General features: G+C 60.5%; 15 protein-coding genes. 10 read left to right on the forward strand and 5 right to left on the reverse strand.

Features of this window, described 5'->3' with window-relative positions; all coding sequences use genetic code 11:
- The 3 genes from gsiD to ATE40_RS04470 all read left to right on the forward strand — a co-directional run bounded on the left by gsiD (position 1) and on the right by ATE40_RS04470 (position 1,569).
- Positions 1-909, forward strand: coding sequence for a glutathione ABC transporter permease GsiD (gene gsiD, locus ATE40_RS04460; RefSeq protein ID WP_177342835.1), 909 nt, complete (start codon positions 1-3; stop codon positions 907-909).
- A gap of 106 nt (positions 910-1,015) precedes the next feature.
- Positions 1,016-1,252: a type II toxin-antitoxin system CcdA family antitoxin gene (locus ATE40_RS04465; RefSeq protein ID WP_029988820.1), complete on the forward strand. Its 237-nt coding sequence runs from the start codon at positions 1,016-1,018 to the stop codon at positions 1,250-1,252.
- 2 nt (positions 1,253-1,254) lie between these two features.
- Positions 1,255-1,569, forward strand: a complete 315-nt coding sequence (locus tag ATE40_RS04470; RefSeq protein ID WP_019454426.1) for a CcdB family protein — start codon at positions 1,255-1,257, stop codon at positions 1,567-1,569.
- A 35-nt stretch (positions 1,570-1,604) separates the two neighbouring features.
- Here the strand turns inward: ATE40_RS04470 and fghA are convergent, their stop codons facing one another.
- Genes fghA through ptrR form a run of 3 tightly spaced genes read right to left on the reverse strand, consistent with a single transcriptional unit; the run spans position 1,605 to position 4,537 of the window.
- Positions 1,605-2,447, reverse strand: coding sequence for an S-formylglutathione hydrolase (fghA, locus tag ATE40_RS04475; RefSeq protein WP_019454425.1), 843 nt, complete (start codon positions 2,445-2,447; stop codon positions 1,605-1,607).
- Positions 2,448-2,461: 14 nt separating this feature from the next.
- Positions 2,462-3,586, reverse strand: coding sequence for an S-(hydroxymethyl)glutathione dehydrogenase/class III alcohol dehydrogenase (locus ATE40_RS04480; RefSeq protein ID WP_063919057.1), 1,125 nt, complete (start codon positions 3,584-3,586; stop codon positions 2,462-2,464).
- A gap of 30 nt (positions 3,587-3,616) precedes the next feature.
- On the reverse strand, positions 3,617-4,537 hold the full coding sequence (ptrR, locus tag ATE40_RS04485) for a putrescine utilization regulator PtrR (RefSeq protein ID WP_063919058.1): 921 nt from the start codon (positions 4,535-4,537) through the stop codon (positions 3,617-3,619).
- Between the two features lie 105 nt (positions 4,538-4,642).
- On the opposite strand from ptrR, the gene ATE40_RS04490 reads away from it, so the two are divergent.
- The 7 genes from ATE40_RS04490 (at position 4,643) to mglC (ending at position 13,013) form a co-directional block, all read left to right on the forward strand.
- On the forward strand, positions 4,643-5,800 hold the full coding sequence (locus ATE40_RS04490; protein WP_063919593.1) for a YbfB/YjiJ family MFS transporter: 1,158 nt from the start codon (positions 4,643-4,645) through the stop codon (positions 5,798-5,800).
- Positions 5,801-6,044: 244 nt separating this feature from the next.
- Positions 6,045-6,710 carry a GTP cyclohydrolase I FolE gene (gene folE, locus ATE40_RS04495; protein WP_004938969.1) on the forward strand — a complete coding sequence of 222 codons (666 nt, stop codon included), beginning with the start codon at positions 6,045-6,047 and terminating at the stop codon, positions 6,708-6,710.
- A 79-nt stretch (positions 6,711-6,789) separates the two neighbouring features.
- On the forward strand, positions 6,790-7,962 hold the full coding sequence (gene yeiB / locus ATE40_RS04500; RefSeq protein ID WP_019454421.1) for a DUF418 domain-containing protein YeiB: 1,173 nt from the start codon (positions 6,790-6,792) through the stop codon (positions 7,960-7,962).
- 127 nt (positions 7,963-8,089) lie between these two features.
- On the forward strand, positions 8,090-9,127 hold the full coding sequence (gene galS / locus ATE40_RS04505; RefSeq protein ID WP_063919059.1) for an HTH-type transcriptional regulator GalS: 1,038 nt from the start codon (positions 8,090-8,092) through the stop codon (positions 9,125-9,127).
- 264 nt (positions 9,128-9,391) lie between these two features.
- Positions 9,392-10,384 carry a galactose/glucose ABC transporter substrate-binding protein MglB gene (mglB, locus tag ATE40_RS04510; RefSeq protein WP_019454419.1) on the forward strand — a complete coding sequence of 331 codons (993 nt, stop codon included), beginning with the start codon at positions 9,392-9,394 and terminating at the stop codon, positions 10,382-10,384.
- Positions 10,385-10,482: 98 nt separating this feature from the next.
- Positions 10,483-11,991 carry a galactose/methyl galactoside ABC transporter ATP-binding protein MglA gene (gene mglA, locus ATE40_RS04515; protein WP_019454418.1) on the forward strand — a complete coding sequence of 503 codons (1,509 nt, stop codon included), beginning with the start codon at positions 10,483-10,485 and terminating at the stop codon, positions 11,989-11,991.
- An 11-nt stretch (positions 11,992-12,002) separates the two neighbouring features.
- A complete protein-coding gene (mglC, locus tag ATE40_RS04520) occupies positions 12,003-13,013 on the forward strand; it encodes a galactose/methyl galactoside ABC transporter permease MglC (protein WP_004938953.1) in 1,011 nt (336 codons plus the stop codon).
- Positions 13,014-13,076: 63 nt separating this feature from the next.
- On the opposite strand, the gene sanA is transcribed toward mglC, so the two are convergent.
- Together sanA and ATE40_RS04530 are read right to left on the reverse strand one after the other, a co-directional pair.
- Positions 13,077-13,820: an outer membrane permeability protein SanA gene (sanA, locus tag ATE40_RS04525; protein ID WP_004938948.1), complete on the reverse strand. Its 744-nt coding sequence runs from the start codon at positions 13,818-13,820 to the stop codon at positions 13,077-13,079.
- Positions 13,821-13,989: 169 nt separating this feature from the next.
- A complete protein-coding gene (locus ATE40_RS04530) occupies positions 13,990-15,687 on the reverse strand; it encodes an NAD-dependent malic enzyme (RefSeq protein WP_063919060.1) in 1,698 nt (565 codons plus the stop codon).
- Between the last annotated feature and the right edge of the window lie 62 nt (positions 15,688-15,749).

Here is a 15,749-nt window from a genome sequence, read left to right on the forward strand (position 1 = left end):
ATGATTAAGCATTGGCGGCGCAACGTTGCACTGAAGGCGATGCCGCTTATCGACCCCAACGCGGTACGCACGCCGTGGGGTGAGTTTTGGCGGCGTTTTCGCCGCCAGCGGGCGGCGCTGGTCGCCGGTCTGTTGGTGCTGCTGCTGATCGCGGCGGCGCTGCTGGCGCCTTATCTGGCACCGTTCGATGCGGAAAACTATTTCGATTACGACCGGCTGAACGAAGGGCCTTCGCTGATGCACTGGCTGGGTGTCGATTCCCTCGGGCGCGATATCTTCAGCCGCATCCTCATGGGCACGCGCATTTCGCTGGCGGCCGGGGTGTTCTCAGTGCTGGCGGGCGGGGCGATCGGCACCTTGCTGGGGCTGCTGGCCGGCTACTATGAGGGCTGGTGGGATCGCCTCACCATGCGTGTGTGCGACGTGCTGTTCGCGTTTCCCGGCATTCTGCTGGCGATCGGCGTGGTGGCGATCATGGGCAGCGGCATGGCCAACGTGATCGTTGCGGTGGCGATCTTCAGCATTCCGGCCTTTGCTCGCCTGGTGCGCGGCAACACGCTGGTGCTGAAGCACCTGACCTATATCGAGTCGGCGCGCAGCATCGGGGCTTCGGACTGGACCATCATTCTGCGGCACATTCTGCCGGGCACGTTGTCGTCGATCGTAGTCTATTTCACCCTGCGCATCGGCACCTCGATCATCACCGCCGCCAGCCTGTCGTTTTTGGGCCTGGGCGCTCAGCCGCCGACACCGGAGTGGGGAGCGATGCTCAACGAGGCGCGCGCCGATATGGTGATCGCGCCGCACGTGGCGATCTTCCCCAGCCTGGCGATATTCATCACCGTGCTGGCGTTCAACCTGTTGGGCGACGGATTGCGCGACGCGCTCGATCCGAAGCTGAAGGGGTGATGCTTTAACGTATGGCGCATATTTGAACGGGCTCAAATGTCGTCTCAATGCTACTATCGTTCAATAAACCGTGTTGTTTGCACGAAAATGAGTGAGAGAGGTGCCGATGCCAGTAAAACAACGAACGACGCAAAGTGTGACCATGACGCTGGAACGCAGTTTGTTGAGCCGTGCGCGTGAGGCGGGGATTAATCTCAGTGCGACGCTAACTGCTGCTTTAGATGCTGAGTTGCGTCAGCATGAGAGGATAAAATGGCAGGAAGAAAACCGAGAGGCGCTTGAAGCGCTTAACCGATTTAATGATGAGCATGGTTGCTTTAGCGACGAATACAGGACGTTTTAGCGATGCAATTTACGGTGTATGCGAATAGGGGGAACAGCGCGGTTTATCCCCTGCTGCTTGATGTGACGAGCGATATCATTGGGCAATTAAATCGTCGGGTTGTGATCCCTTTGTTGCCCGTTGAAAAATACCCGGGGAGTACACGACCGGAGCGCTTGATCCCGTTGATCAGATTGATTGATGACAACGAGTACGCCGTGATGACATATGAAATGGCCAGCATCCCGGTTCGGGCTTTGGGGGCCGAGTTTTGTGATGTTTCCCAGTATCGGACCAGGATAAAAGCCGCCATCGACTTTCTTCTTGACGGTATTTGAAGAAATCCGGGCGGTTTAACCGCCCGGATTTTTTATCAGCGGAACAGGTGCTCGGCGTGGAAGCGCAGGTGATCTTCCACGAAGGTGGCGATGGTGAAGTAGCTGTGATCGTACCCCGGCTGAATGCGCAGCGTCAGCGGCCAGTCGCGCTGACGCGCCAGTTCGGCCAACCGCGCCGGCTGCAGCTGATCGGCAAGGAACTGGTCGTCGTCGCCCTGGTCGATAAGCACCGGCATTTTCTCCGCGCCGCTGGCCAGCAGATGGCAGCTGTCGTACTGCAGCCATTGGCTTTCGTCGCTGCCCAGATAGGCGGTGAAGGCCTTGCGGCCCCACGGCACCTGGCACGGGTTGACGATCGGCGCGAACGCCGACACCGAGCGGAAGCGCTGCGGATTGCGAAACGCCATCATCAGCGCGCCGTGGCCCCCCATCGAGTGACCGAAGATCGATTGACGATCGCTGACGCTGAAGTGCTGTGCGATCAGCGCCGGCAGTTCGGCGCTGACGTAATCGTACATGCGGAAGTGACGATCCCACGGCGCCTGGGTGGCGTTCAGGTAGAACCCGGCGCCCTGGCCCAGATCGTAGCCTTCGTCGTTCGGCACTTCGTCGCCGCGCGGGCTGGTGTCCGGCATCACCAGCACCAGACCCAGCTCGGCGGCGATGCGTTGCGCGCCGGCTTTCAACGTGAAGTTCTCGTCGTTGCAGGTCAGCCCCGACAGCCAGTACAGCACCGGCGGCGGGTTATCATCGCGCGGCGGCGGCAGGTAGATGCTGAATGTCATGTTGCAATTCAGGCTCTGCGCCGCGTGGCGATAACGCTGTTGCCAGCCGCCGAACATGCGGTGCTCTTCGAGAAGTTCCAATGACAACGTCATCTCTGCCTCCTGGCTTATTGGTCGAAGTGGATAACGGTGCGGATCGATTTGCCTTCGTGCATCAAATCGAACGCTTCGTTGATCTGCTCCAGCCCCATGGTGTGGGTGATAAAGTCGTTCAGCGCGAACTCGCCGTTCAGATAACGCTCGACGATGCCCGGCAGCTGCGAACGGCCCTTGACGCCGCCGAACGCCGAACCGCGCCAGACGCGGCCGGTCACCAGCTGGAACGGACGGGTGGCGATCTCTTCACCGGCGCCTGCGACGCCGATGATCACCGACTCGCCCCAGCCCTTGTGGCAGCATTCCAGCGCGGAGCGCATCACGTTAACGTTGCCGATGCACTCGAAGGAGAAATCGACCCCGCCGTCGGTCAGCTCGACGATCACGTCCTGAATCGGCTTGTCGTAATCTTTCGGGTTGATCAGATCGGTGGCGCCCAGTTTGCGCGCCAGATCGAATTTGCTGGTGTTGAGATCGATGCCGATGATGCGGCCTGCGCCGGCCATTTGCGCGCCGATGATCGCCGACAGGCCGATACCGCCCAGGCCGAAGATCGCCACGGTATCGCCCGGCTGCACCTTGGCGGTGTTGATCACCGCGCCCATGCCGGTGGTCACGCCGCAGCCCAGCAGGCACACTTCTTCCAGCGGCGCTTCCTTGTTGATTTTCGCCAGTGAGATTTCCGGCACCACGGTGTACTCAGAGAAGGTGGACGTGCCCATGTAGTGGAAGATCGGCTTACCGTCCTTGAAGAAGCGGGTGGTGCCGTCCGGCATCAGCCCTTTACCCTGAGTGGCGCGGATCGCCTGGCACAGGTTGGTCTTGCCGGATTTACAGAATTTGCACTCGCCGCATTCCGGGGTGTAGAGCGGGATTACGTGGTCGCCGACCGCCACGCTGGTGACGCCTTCACCGACCGCTTCCACCACGCCGCCGCCCTCATGGCCGAGGATCGCCGGGAACACGCCCTCCGGATCTTTGCCGGACAGGGTGTAGGCGTCGGTATGGCAGACGCCGGTAGCGACGATCCGCACCAACACTTCGCCTTTTTGCGGTGGCATCAGATCGACTTCCTCAATCTTCAGCGGCTGGTTCGGGCCCCAGGCAACGGCGGCGCGGGTTTTGATCATCTCCATCATAGTCTCCTCAGTGGTTTTCTTTTTAAATCAGGCGATATCGCTAACGTCTGATAAATCGTCGGGGGTGCTTTCATCAACAGCGGCGGTTTCCGTCTGTTCAATAATCAATTCTTTCAGCGCGCGCACGTTCGGCCCGAACGCGTCGCGGCGCCACAGCAGCCAGGTGGCGGTGTCGGCCACTTCCGGCGGGAGGGCGTGAACCCGCACCCGCTCATGGCCCGGCAGCAGGCTGAGCACCGAGTGCGGGATCATCGCCAACCCGGCGCCGCTGGCGACGCAGGCCAGCATCGCGTGATAGGACTGGATCTCCATGACCTGCCCCGGCCGCGCCCCTTCGTTTTTGAACCAGGCTTCCAGCCGCAGGCGGTAGGAGCAGCTGGCGCGAAAGGCGAACAGCGTTTCGCCATTGGCGTCTTTGGCGCTGTGGATCGGCGCATGATCGAGACAGGAGATCACCACCATATGTTCAGGATAGGCGATACAGCCGTTCAACTCGTCATAAGGCACCGGGCCGTCGACCAGGGCGGCCGCCAACGTGCCGGCGCGCACCCGATCGGCGATTTCGCCGGAGGTGCCGGTGGTCAGCGACAGTGAAACCTGCGAGAAGCGCTGGTGGTAAGCCGCCAACAGCGAGGGCAGGCGGGTGGCGGCGGTGCTTTCCATCGAACCGAGGGCGAAGTTGCCCGCCGGTTCGCCGGCGTGGGTGATGCTCATCGCCTCGTCGCTCAGCGCCAGAATCCGGTTGGCGTAACACAGAAAGTTATGGCCCATCGGCGACAGGCGCAGACGCTGCTTTTCACGGATAAACAGATCGGCGCCGAGCTCCTGCTCGAGCTGGCGCAGCCGGGTGGTCAGATTCGACGGCACGCGGTGCAGCTGCTCGGCGGCGCGGGCGACCGAGCCGGTTTCCGCCACGCAGCAGAACATGCGAAGCTGGGTCAGATCCATTTCATTCTCTTTTCGTGATGAACTTGATAACTATTATTCAGTTTTTGTGAGTTTAATACTGCGGCATGATACTGGCAACCTTCTTTTAACCTTTTGGATATCGATATGGCTTTACGCATTGCCTTGAGTGGTTTTGTCGCGCTGATCGTCGCGATGGGCATCGGCCGCTTCGCTTTCACCCCTCAGGTGCCGCTGATGATCGCTGAACACCAGTTCAGCCTGACCGGCGCCGGGCTGGTGGCGGCGATCAACTATTTGGGCTACCTGTGCGGCGCCTATGATGCGATGCGCGCCACGCGCCACGTCGAACGGCGCCTGTGGCTCGGCGTGTGGGGCGCGGTAGTGCTGACGCTGCTGTCGGCGCTGGCGCAGGATGCGTGGACGCACGGTGCGCTGCGCTTCGTCATCGGTTGGGCCAGCGGCTGGGCGATGGTACTGGTGGCGGCCTGGACCAACGAGCGGTTGGCGCACTACGGTAGGCCGGCGCTGAGCGCGGCGGTGTTCGCCGGGCCGGGCGCCGGTATCTTCCTCAGCGGCATGCTGGCGGTGGGCATCAACACGCTGGGGCTGACGGCGGCACAGGCCTGGCTGGCGTATGGCGTGCTGGCGCTGGTATTGATAGGCGCGATTAGCGCCTATCTGCCGCGGGCCGGCGAGTTGCACCGCCCGAACGCAGCCCTGGAGCCGCTGCTGTTGACGCCGGCGCTCAAACGTTTGGTGTGGAGTTACAGCCTGGCCGGCTTCGGCTACATCCTGCCGGCGACGTTCTTGTCGCAGATGGCGGCGGCGCGTTTTCCCGGCAGCCTGTTCGCGCAGTTCGTCTGGCCGGTATTCGGCGGCGCGGCGGTGCTGGGGATCGTCATCGGTATTCTGACCCGCCACCGCCTGACCACCCAGACCCGATTGGCGATCACGCTGTGGGTGCAGGCGCTGGGCGTGCTGAGCGCCGAAGTGGTGCCGGGCGTGGCCGGTCTGGCGCTCGGGGCGTTGTTGACCGGCGGCGGTTTTCTCTGCGTGGTGCAGCTCGCTCTTCAGCACGGCCGGGAGCTGGCGCCGCGCCATGCGCGCTACATGGCCGGGTTGCTGACTACCGGCTATGCGATCGGCCAGCTGGTAGGGCCGATGCTGTCGGCGCTGTCGACCGCTTTGACCCATCGGCTGGAGCCGGCGTTGTACGTGGCGGTGGCGGCGCTGTTGGCGGCCGGCGTATTGGTGGTCAATACGCCAGCGCGGCGATTGGTGCAAAAAGCGGCGCCGCGGTGATTAAAATCCATACAAAAAACGTGGAATCCCGCAGCCGGCCTGATTGTGCTAAATGCGAATATTTCACCTGCGGATGACGCACAATCACTGGATAATCGCCGCGCTCTCATCTACAGTGGGGGCAAAATCTTGACCGGGTTCACGTTATCCATCACGAAAACTCTGCCGTCACGAGAGCAAGCAATCCGTCGGCCGCACGCCATGCCTGGCCGCCGGCGGGTTCCGTCCGCAGGAGAACAAGTACATGACATCATTAAGTAAAGAAGCCGCGCTGGTGCATGCGGCGCTGGAAGAGCGTGGTCTGGAGACCCCGCTGCGCGGGGAAGTGCTGGATCGCGAAACGCGCAAACGCCGCATCAAAGAGCACATGACCGAAATCATGCAGCTGCTGAATCTCGATCTGTCCGACGATAGCCTGGCGGAAACGCCGCATCGCATCGCCAAAATGTATGTCGACGAGATCTTCTCCGGCCTGGACTACGCCAACTTCCCGAAAATCACCGTCATCGAAAACAAGATGAAGGTGGATGAGATGGTGACGGTGCGCGACATCACGCTGACCAGCACCTGTGAACACCACTTCGTGACCATCGACGGCAAGGCCACCGTGGCCTATATCCCGAAAGACTCGGTGATCGGTCTGTCGAAGATCAACCGCATCGTGCAGTTCTTCTCCCAGCGTCCGCAGGTGCAAGAGCGCCTGACCCAGCAGATCCTGGTGGCGCTGCAAACCCTGCTCGGCACCAATAACGTGGCGGTATCGATCGATGCGGTCCATTATTGTGTCAAGGCGCGCGGCATCCGCGACGCGACCAGCGCCACCACCACCACCTCGTTGGGGGGGCTGTTCAAGTCCAGCCAGAACACCCGCCAGGAGTTCCTGCGCGCGGTGCGTCATCACCAGGGGTGATGGCGTTGCGGGGCGACCCGCAAGACGACAACAGGCGCCTGCGGGCGCCTTTTTCATGAGCGGAAGACAGCGATAAAAAATGAACAGTCATCCTCTGCCGCGCATCGCCACGCTGGACTGCGTGCGCGGCATCGCCATCCTCGGCATTTTATTGCTGAACATCAGCGCCTTCGGTTTGCCGAAGGCCGCCTACCTCAACCCGGCTTATCTGGGTATGCCGTCATCACGCGACGCCTGGACCTGGGCGCTGCTCGATCTCTTCGCCCAGGCCAAATTCCTGGCGATGTTCGCGCTGCTGTTCGGCGCCGGGCTGCAAATGCTGTTGCGACGAGGCAAAAGCTGGATCCGCGCGCGGCTGTCGTGGCTGGTGCTGTTTGGCCTCGCGCACGCGATCTTGTTGTGGGACGGCGACATTCTGCTGGCCTACGGGCTGATCGGCCTGGTGTGCTGGCGCCTGATCCGCGATGCCAAAGAAACCTTTCAACTGCTGAAAACCGGCGTGGTGCTGTATCTGATCGGCGTGGCGGTACTGCTGCTGCTCGGGTTTGTTTCGCACGGCGAACCGGGCGGCTTCTGGCTGCCTGGCGTGGCGGAGTTACAGTACGAGAAGTTCTGGAAGCTGCAGGGCGGTTTCGAAGCCTGGCGCAGCCGCGCCGATCTGCTCTCTTCCAGCCTGTTGGCCATCGGCGCGCAGTATGGCTGGGAGCTGGCGGGGCTGATGCTGTTCGGCGCCGGGCTGATGCGCAGCGGCTGGCTGCGCGGCAGCTACTCCTCCGGCTATTATCTGCGGCAGGCGGCGTGGCTGCTGCCGCTCTCGGTGCTGATCCAGCTGCCGGCGGTGGCGCTGCAATGGCAGGTGCATTGGGACTATCGCTGGAGCGGTTTCCTGCTGCAGGTGCCGCGCGAGCTGGGCGCGCCGCTGCAGGCGATGGGCTATCTGGCATTGTGCTATGGCTTCTGGCCCGCGCTGTCGCGCCTGCGCATCGCCCACTGGCTGAGCCAGGTGGGGCGCATGGCGCTGAGCAACTACCTGTTGCAAACGCTGATCTGCACCACGCTGTTTTATCGCTTCGGTCTCTATGAGCGGTTCGACCGGCTGCAGCTGTTGGCGTTTGTACCGCTGGTCTGGTTGATCAATCTGGCGTTTTCCGCACTGTGGCTGCGTTATTTCACCCAGGGACCGATGGAGTGGCTGTGGCGCAAGCTGACGCAGATGGCCGCCGGCGAAGCGGAAACCAAAGCGCCGAAGTGAGCGCCCGCCGGCAGGTTAAAAAAATGTATGTAAACGTTTTCTTTCCTGTGACGTAATTCACGCAGAACAGCGGGCCAATCGGGGTAGGATAGCGCCACCGGCCACTACCCCGATTTCAGGATCCTGCATGCCTCCAGTTCATCCGATCACCATTCGCGACGTGGCGAAACGCGCCGGGGTCTCTGTCGCGACCGTCTCCCGGGTACTCAATCATAGCGCGTTGACCAGCAAGGAGACGCGCGAGCTGGTGCTGCAGGCGGTGGCGGAGTTGGGCTACCGCCCCAACGCCAATGCACAGGCGTTGGCGACCCAAAGCAGCGATACCCTGGGCGTGGTAGTGATGGACGTGTCCGATCCGTTCTTCGGTGCGCTGGTGAAAGCGGTAGACACGGTGGCGCAGAAACACCACAAATATCTGCTGATCGGCAACAGCTATCATCAGGCGGACAAAGAGCGCCATGCGATCGAAGTGCTGATCCGCCAGCGTTGTAACGCCCTGATTGTCCATGCCAAAGCCCTGAGCGATGCCGAGCTGATCGGTTTTCTGGAGCAGGTGCCGGGCATGGTGCTGATCAACCGCATCGTTTCCGGCTATGAATCGCGCTGCGTCGGGCTGGATAACGTCTGCGGCGCCGAGATGGCGCTGCGCCTGTTGCTGTCGCAGGGCCATCGGCGCATCGGCTATCTGGGTTCCAACCACCCGATCGAGGACGGGCCGCTGCGTCAGCAGGGCTACGCACAGGCGATGGCCGCCGCCGGGCTGGCGACGCCCGACAGCTGGCGCGCCTACGGTTCGCCGGATCTGCAGGGCGGCGAGGCGGCGATGGTGGAGCTGCTGGGGCGCAACTTACAGCTAAGCGCGGTGTTCGCCTACAACGACGCCATGGCCGCCGGTGCCATGGCGGTACTGAAAGAAAACGGTATCACTGTGCCGCAGCATTTCTCGCTGATCGGCTTCGACGACATCCCCATCGCGCGGTACACCAGCCCCAAACTTACCACGGTGCGCTACCCGATCGTCTCGATGGCCACGCTGGCGACCGAGCTGGCATTGCAGGGCGCAGCTGGCCTGGCAGAGCCGCAGGCCGAGCATCTGTTCATGCCGACGCTGGTGCGCCGCCATTCCGTCGCTCCCTGGCAAAGTGAGGCGACGGTCACTCTCTGACGATTTAGTCTTGTGTAACCGTTTTCAATCTGTGAGAAAATTCACAGATTATTAACATCACGCCGTCTATGCTCTAGGCGTTTTCCGGCGCAAAGGCCCTTGCCGCTGTAACCTTTATCTCGCGCTGACGCAGCATTTCTCGGAAATAACAAGATCCACGGACGACAGGTGTTGAGTGGAAATCGCCTGGCCTGGGGTGTGCGCACTGCCGGTGACCATTGGCTCAAAGACGAGTAATACCCTACACAAAACCGGAGACTGACAATGAATAAGAAGGTTTTCACCCTGGCCGGCCTGGCCGCAGCCATGATGTTTGGCGCCGCAGCCCATGCTGATACCCGTATTGGCGTCACGATTTACAAATACGACGACAACTTCATGTCGGTGGTGCGCAAAGCGATCGAAAAAGACGCCAAGGCCTCGCCGGACGTCACCCTGCTGATGAATGACTCGCAGAACGACCAGTCCAAACAGAACGACCAGATTGACGTGCTGTTGGCCAAGGGCGTGAAAGCGCTGGCGATCAACCTGGTCGACCCGGCCGCGGCGCCGGTGGTTATCGATAAGGCGCGCGCAAACGATATCCCGGTGGTGTTCTACAACAAAGAACCTTCCCGCAAGGCGCTGGACAGCTACGACAAGGCGTATTACGTCGGCACCGACTCCAAAGAATCCGGCGTGATCCAGGGCGAGCTGATCGCCAAGCACTGGAAAGCCAACCCGGCCTGGGATCTGAACAAAGACGGCCAGATCCAGTACGTGTTGCTGAAGGGCGAGCCGGGCCATCCGGATGCCGAGGCGCGCACCACCTACGTGGTGAAAACGCTGAACGAGAAAGGCATCAAGACCCAACAGCTGCAGATGGATACCGCGATGTGGGACACCGCACAGGCGAAAGACAAGATGGATGCCTGGCTCTCCGGCCCGAACGCCAACAAGATTGAAGTGGTGATCGCCAACAACGACGCCATGGCGATGGGCGCGGTGGAAGCGCTGAAAGCGCATAACAAGACCAGCATTCCGGTGTTTGGCGTCGATGCGCTGCCTGAAGCGTTGGCGTTGGTGAAATCCGGCGCGATGGCGGGCACGGTGTTGAACGATGCCGACAACCAGGCGAAAGCCACTTTCGAGCTGGCGAAGAACCTGGCGGCGGGCAAACCGGCCACCGAAGGCACCCAATATAAAATCGAAAATAAAGTCGTGCGTATTCCTTACGTCGGCGTAGATAAAGACAACCTGTCTCAGTTTGTTAAATAAACGCTGAGATCCCGCTAAGACCCCGCCTGCGGCGCCAACACCAGGGATACCGCCGGCGGGGATGTTTACGACTGCAAATCGTTAAGCCAGGTGTATTTATGGCCGATAGTTCACGCGAATTTTTGCTGGAAATGACGGATATCTGTAAGTCGTTTCCCGGCGTCAAAGCCTTGGATAATGTCAATTTACGCGTCCGTCCGCACTCGATTCATGCCCTGATGGGGGAGAATGGGGCGGGGAAATCGACGTTGCTGAAATGCCTGTTCGGCATTTACAAAAAAGACAGCGGCAGCATCGTGTTTCAGGGCCGGGAAATCGATTTCAAGAGCTCGAAGGAGGCGCTGGAACACGGCGTTTCCATGGTGCACCAGGAGCTGAACCTGGTACTGCAACGCACCGTGATGGACAACATGTGGCTGGGGCGCTACCCGATCAAAGGCCTGTTTGTCGATCAGGATAAAATGCTCAAAGACACCCAGGCGATCTTCGACGAGCTGGATATCGACATCAACCCGCGCGAGAAGGTGGGTAATCTGTCGGTGTCGCAGATGCAGATGATCGAGATCGCCAAGGCGTTCTCCTACGACGCCAAGATCGTCATCATGGATGAACCGACCTCCTCGTTGACGGAGAAAGAGGTCAATCACCTGTTCACCATTATCCGCAAGCTGAAAGAGCGCGGCTGCGGCATTGTCTATATCTCGCACAAGATGGAGGAGATCTTCCAGCTGTGCGACGAGATAACGGTGCTGCGCGATGGCCAGTGGATCGCCACCCAGCCGCTGGAAGGGCTGGATATGGACAAGATCATCGCCATGATGGTCGGCCGCTCGCTGAGCCAGCGTTTCCCCGACAGGCAGAACACGCCGGGTGAAGTGATCCTCGAGGTGAAGAACCTGACTTCGCTGCGCCAGCCCTCGATCCGCGACGTTTCCTTCGATCTGCATCAGGGCGAGATCCTCGGCATCGCCGGGCTGGTGGGCGCCAAGCGCACCGATATCGTCGAGACGCTGTTCGGCATTCGCGAAAAGGTGGCGGGCACTATCAAGCTGCACGGCAAGGCGATCGACAACCACAGCGCCAACGAAGCGATCAACCACGGCTTTGCGTTGGTGACCGAAGAGCGGCGTTCCACCGGGATTTACGCTTACCTCGACGTGGGCTTCAACTCGCTGATCTCCAATATCCGCAATTATAAGAACAAGCTCGGCCTGCTGGACAACGCGCGAATGAAGAGCGACACCCAGTGGGTGATCGACGCCATGCGGGTGAAAACGCCGGGGCATCACACCCATATCGGTTCGCTGTCCGGCGGCAACCAGCAGAAGGTGATCATCGGCCGTTGGCTGCTGACGCAGCCGGAGATCCTGATGCTGGATGAACCGACGCGCGGCATCGACGTGGGCGCCAAGTTCGAGATCTATCAGTTGATGACCGAGCTGGCGAAGAAGGGCAAGGGGATCATTATCGTCTCGTCCGAAATGCCGGAGCTGTTGGGGATCACCGACCGCATTTTGGTGATGAGCAATGGTCAGGTTGCGGGCATCGTTAACACCAAACAGACCTCGCAAAATGAAATCTTACGTCTCGCCTCCCTGCACCTTTAAGGATCGGAATTATGAACGCGCTAAATAAAAAAACCTTATTTACCTATTTCAAGGAAGGCGGCATTTACGTGGTGTTGCTGGTGCTGTTGGCCATCATCATCATTCAGGACCCCACCTTCCTCAGCCTGATGAACCTGAGCAACATCCTGACGCAGTCTTCGGTGCGCATCATCATTGCGCTGGGCGTGGCGGGGCTGATCGTCACCCAGGGCACCGACCTGTCCGCCGGGCGCCAGGTGGGGCTGGCGGCGGTGGTGGCTGCGACGCTGCTGCAATCGATGGATAACGTCAACAAAGTGTTTCCGCACATGGAAACCTGGTCGATTCCCCTGGTTATTCTGCTGGTGTGTGCGGTCGGCGCGGTGATCGGCCTGGTCAACGGCTTGATTATCGCCTATCTCAACGTGACGCCGTTTATCACCACCTTGGGCACCATGATCATCGTCTACGGCATCAACTCGCTGTATTACGACTCGGTCGGCGCTTCGCCGGTCGCCGGCTTCGATCCGAAGTTCTCCACCTTTGCCCAGGGCTTCTTGCGCTTCGGCGACTTTAAGCTGTCGTACATTACCTTCTATGCGCTGATCGCCATCATATTCGTCTGGATCCTGTGGACCAAGACCCGCTTCGGCAAGAACATCTTTGCCATCGGCGGCAACCCGGAAGCGGCCAAGGTGTCCGGCGTCAACGTGCCGTTGAACCTGATCATGATCTATGCGCTGTCCGGCGTGTTTTACGCCTTTGGCGGCCTGCTGGAAGCGGGGCGCATCGGCAGCGCCACCAACAACCTCGGTTTTATGTACGAGCTGGACGCCATCGCCGCCTGCGTGGTGGGCGGCGTCTCGTTCGCCGGCGGTGTGGGTACGGTGTGGGGCGTGGTGACCGGGGTGATCATCTTCACTGTCATCAACTACGGTTTGACCTATATCGGCATCAACCCGTACTGGCAGTACATCATCAAGGGCAGCATCATCATCTTCGCCGTGGCGCTGGATTCGTTGAAATACGCCAAGAAGAAGTAGCTGTTTGGCTTCGCAGACAACAAGGCCGGCATATTGCCGGCCTTTCTTGTTGGGCATTGCGCGTCAGGGCTGTTTAGCTTTCTGCTTCTCTTCTTTCAGCTTATGCTCCAGCTCCACCAACTGTTCCGGCGAGACGGCGGGATACCCCTGGGCGTCTTCCGGTACGGTGTGCATGGCGGAGATCGGGATCAGCGGGCCGAGGAAGCGCGGCTCGCGCTTGAGGATGTACAGATCGGTCAGTGCGCCCAGGCGAGCGAAGATCTCGCGAGCGCGCACCGTCATCATGTCTTTCGGCGACGGCACCGCGTAGCACTGCGCCTGAATCCCCATGTGCAGGGCGATAAACAGCGCCCGCTCGCAGTGGAAGCGTTGGGTGATGATGATGAAGTCGTTGGTGTCGAACACCTTGCGGGTGCGCACGATGGAATCCAGGGTGCGGAAGCCGGCATAGTCCAGCACGATATCGCTCGGCGCTACGCCGGCGGCGATCAGATCGCGCCGCATGGTCATCGGTTCGTTATAGCTTTGCTGGGCGTTGTCACCGCTCAGCAGCAGGTATTTCACCTTGCCGCTGTTATAGGCGTTGATCGCCCCCTGAATGCGGTAACGGTAATACTGGTTGATCACCCCGGTGCGGTAATACTTGGCGGTGCCGAGCACCACGCCGACCTGGCGGTGCGGCAATTCCTGCAGTTCGTCGTAGACGTAAGGCGCGGTTTTCCAGCTGATCCAGCGATCGAGCGCAATAGCCGAGCCCATCAACACCGCAATGATGATGAACAGGCTGATTATCAGGCGTTTCCACATGTTGTTGCCTTACGCGCGCCGGGCTGAAAAAGATGGATCAAGGCTACTTTACCTGACCGGGCGACGCAAGACGCGAACCGCCTGAAGCACGCGCTCCGCCGCATTTTTCGGCGGTTTTACCGCACAAAAAAGCCCGGCGGAGCCGGGCTGGGTCATTTCAGCGCGCCGATCAGAACGAGGTGCGCTTGTAGCTGCGGTACTGCGGCCGCCAGAAGTTGTGCTCGATGGCTTTCGACAGCGCGTCTTCGGAGGTGACGATCGCCACGCCCTGCAGCTGCGCGGCTTTGCCCACTTCCATGGCGATGCACTTCGACACGCCCTGAATATCGTCAATATTCGGCAGCAGCGCGCCGTGGCCGTCGGTAGCCAGCGGCGAGCAGTCCGCCAGCGCGCGGCTGGCGGCCATCAGCATGGAATCGGTGACGCGGGTGGCGCCGGAGGCCAGCACGCCGAGGCCGATGCCCGGGAAGATGTAGGAGTTGTTGCACTGGGCGATCGGGAACAGCTGGTCTTTATAGCTCACCGGCGCGAACGGGCTGCCGGTTGCCACCAGGGCGGCGCCGTCGGTCCAGTTGATGATGTCTTCCGGACGGGCTTCCACGCGTGAGGTCGGGTTGGACAGCGGCATCACGATAGGGCGTTCGCAGTGCTTATGCATCTCGCGGATCAGCTCTTCGGTAAACAGCCCCGGCTGACCGGACACGCCGATCAGAATGGTCGGCTTGGCGTTGCGCACGACGTCCAGCAGCGAAATGGCATCGCTGGCGGTTTCCCAGCCGGCGAGATTGTCGCTCTTCTGCACCAGCTTGCTCTGGAAATCGAGCAGGTTCGGCAGCTTGTCGGTCAGCAGGCCGAAACGGTCGACCATGAACACGCGGGCGCGCGCTTCGTCTTCGCTCAACCCTTCGGACTTCATCTGCGCGATGATCTGCTCGGCGATGCCGCAGCCGGCGGAACCGGCGCCGAGGAAGGTGACGGTTTGATCGCGCAGCTGGCTGCCGGCGGCGCGGCTGGCGGCGATCAGGCTGCCGAGGGTGACCGCAGCGGTGCCCTGAATGTCATCGTTGAAGCAGCAGATCTCGTCGCGGTAGCGGTTCAGCAACGGGGTGGCGTTGTTCTGCGCGAAGTCTTCGAACTGCAGCAGCACGTTCGGCCAGCGGCGTTTGACCGCCTGAATAAACTCTTCGACAAAGGCGTGGTACTCTTCGCCGGAGATGCGCGGATGGCGCCAGCCCATGTACAGCGGATCGTTGAGACGCTGCGGGTTGTTGGTGCCGACGTCTAGCACCACCGGCAGTGTGTAGGCCGGGCTGATGCCGCCGCAGGCGGTATACAGCGACAGCTTGCCGATCGGAATCCCCATGCCGCCGATACCCTGATCGCCCAGGCCGAGGATGCGTTCGCCGTCGGTGACCACGATCACCTTGACGTTCTGCTTGGTGGCGTTTTGCAGCATGTCATCGATGCGATCGCGGTTCGGGTAGGAGATGAACAACCCGCGCGCGCGGCGGTAGATATCGGAGAAGTGTTCGCAGGCCTCGCCGACGGTCGGGGTGTAGATGATCGGCATCATCTCGCTCAGGTGCGAGTCCAGCAGGCGGTAGAACAAGGTTTCGTTGGTGTCCTGGATGTTGCGCAGATAGATGTGCTTATCGTTATCGTTCTTGAAATCCTGATACTGGCGGTAGGCGCGTTCCACCTGTTCTTCGATGGTTTCCACCGCTTCCGGCAGCAGGCCGTGCAGGTTGAAGTGGCTACGTTCTTCCTCGGTGAAAGCGCTGCCTTTGTTCAGCAGCGGAAATTCCAGCAGAATTGGGCCGGCGTAAGGGATGTAGAGCGGGCGTTTGCTTTCGTATTCTAGTTCCATCAGTTTTACTCTTCACGTATCAGATAACTTTATTGCCGACGATCCTAAAAGATAAAGAGCAG

The organism is Serratia surfactantfaciens (assembly GCF_001642805.2).
GTDB classification, from domain to species: Bacteria; Pseudomonadota; Gammaproteobacteria; order Enterobacterales; family Enterobacteriaceae; genus Serratia; species Serratia surfactantfaciens.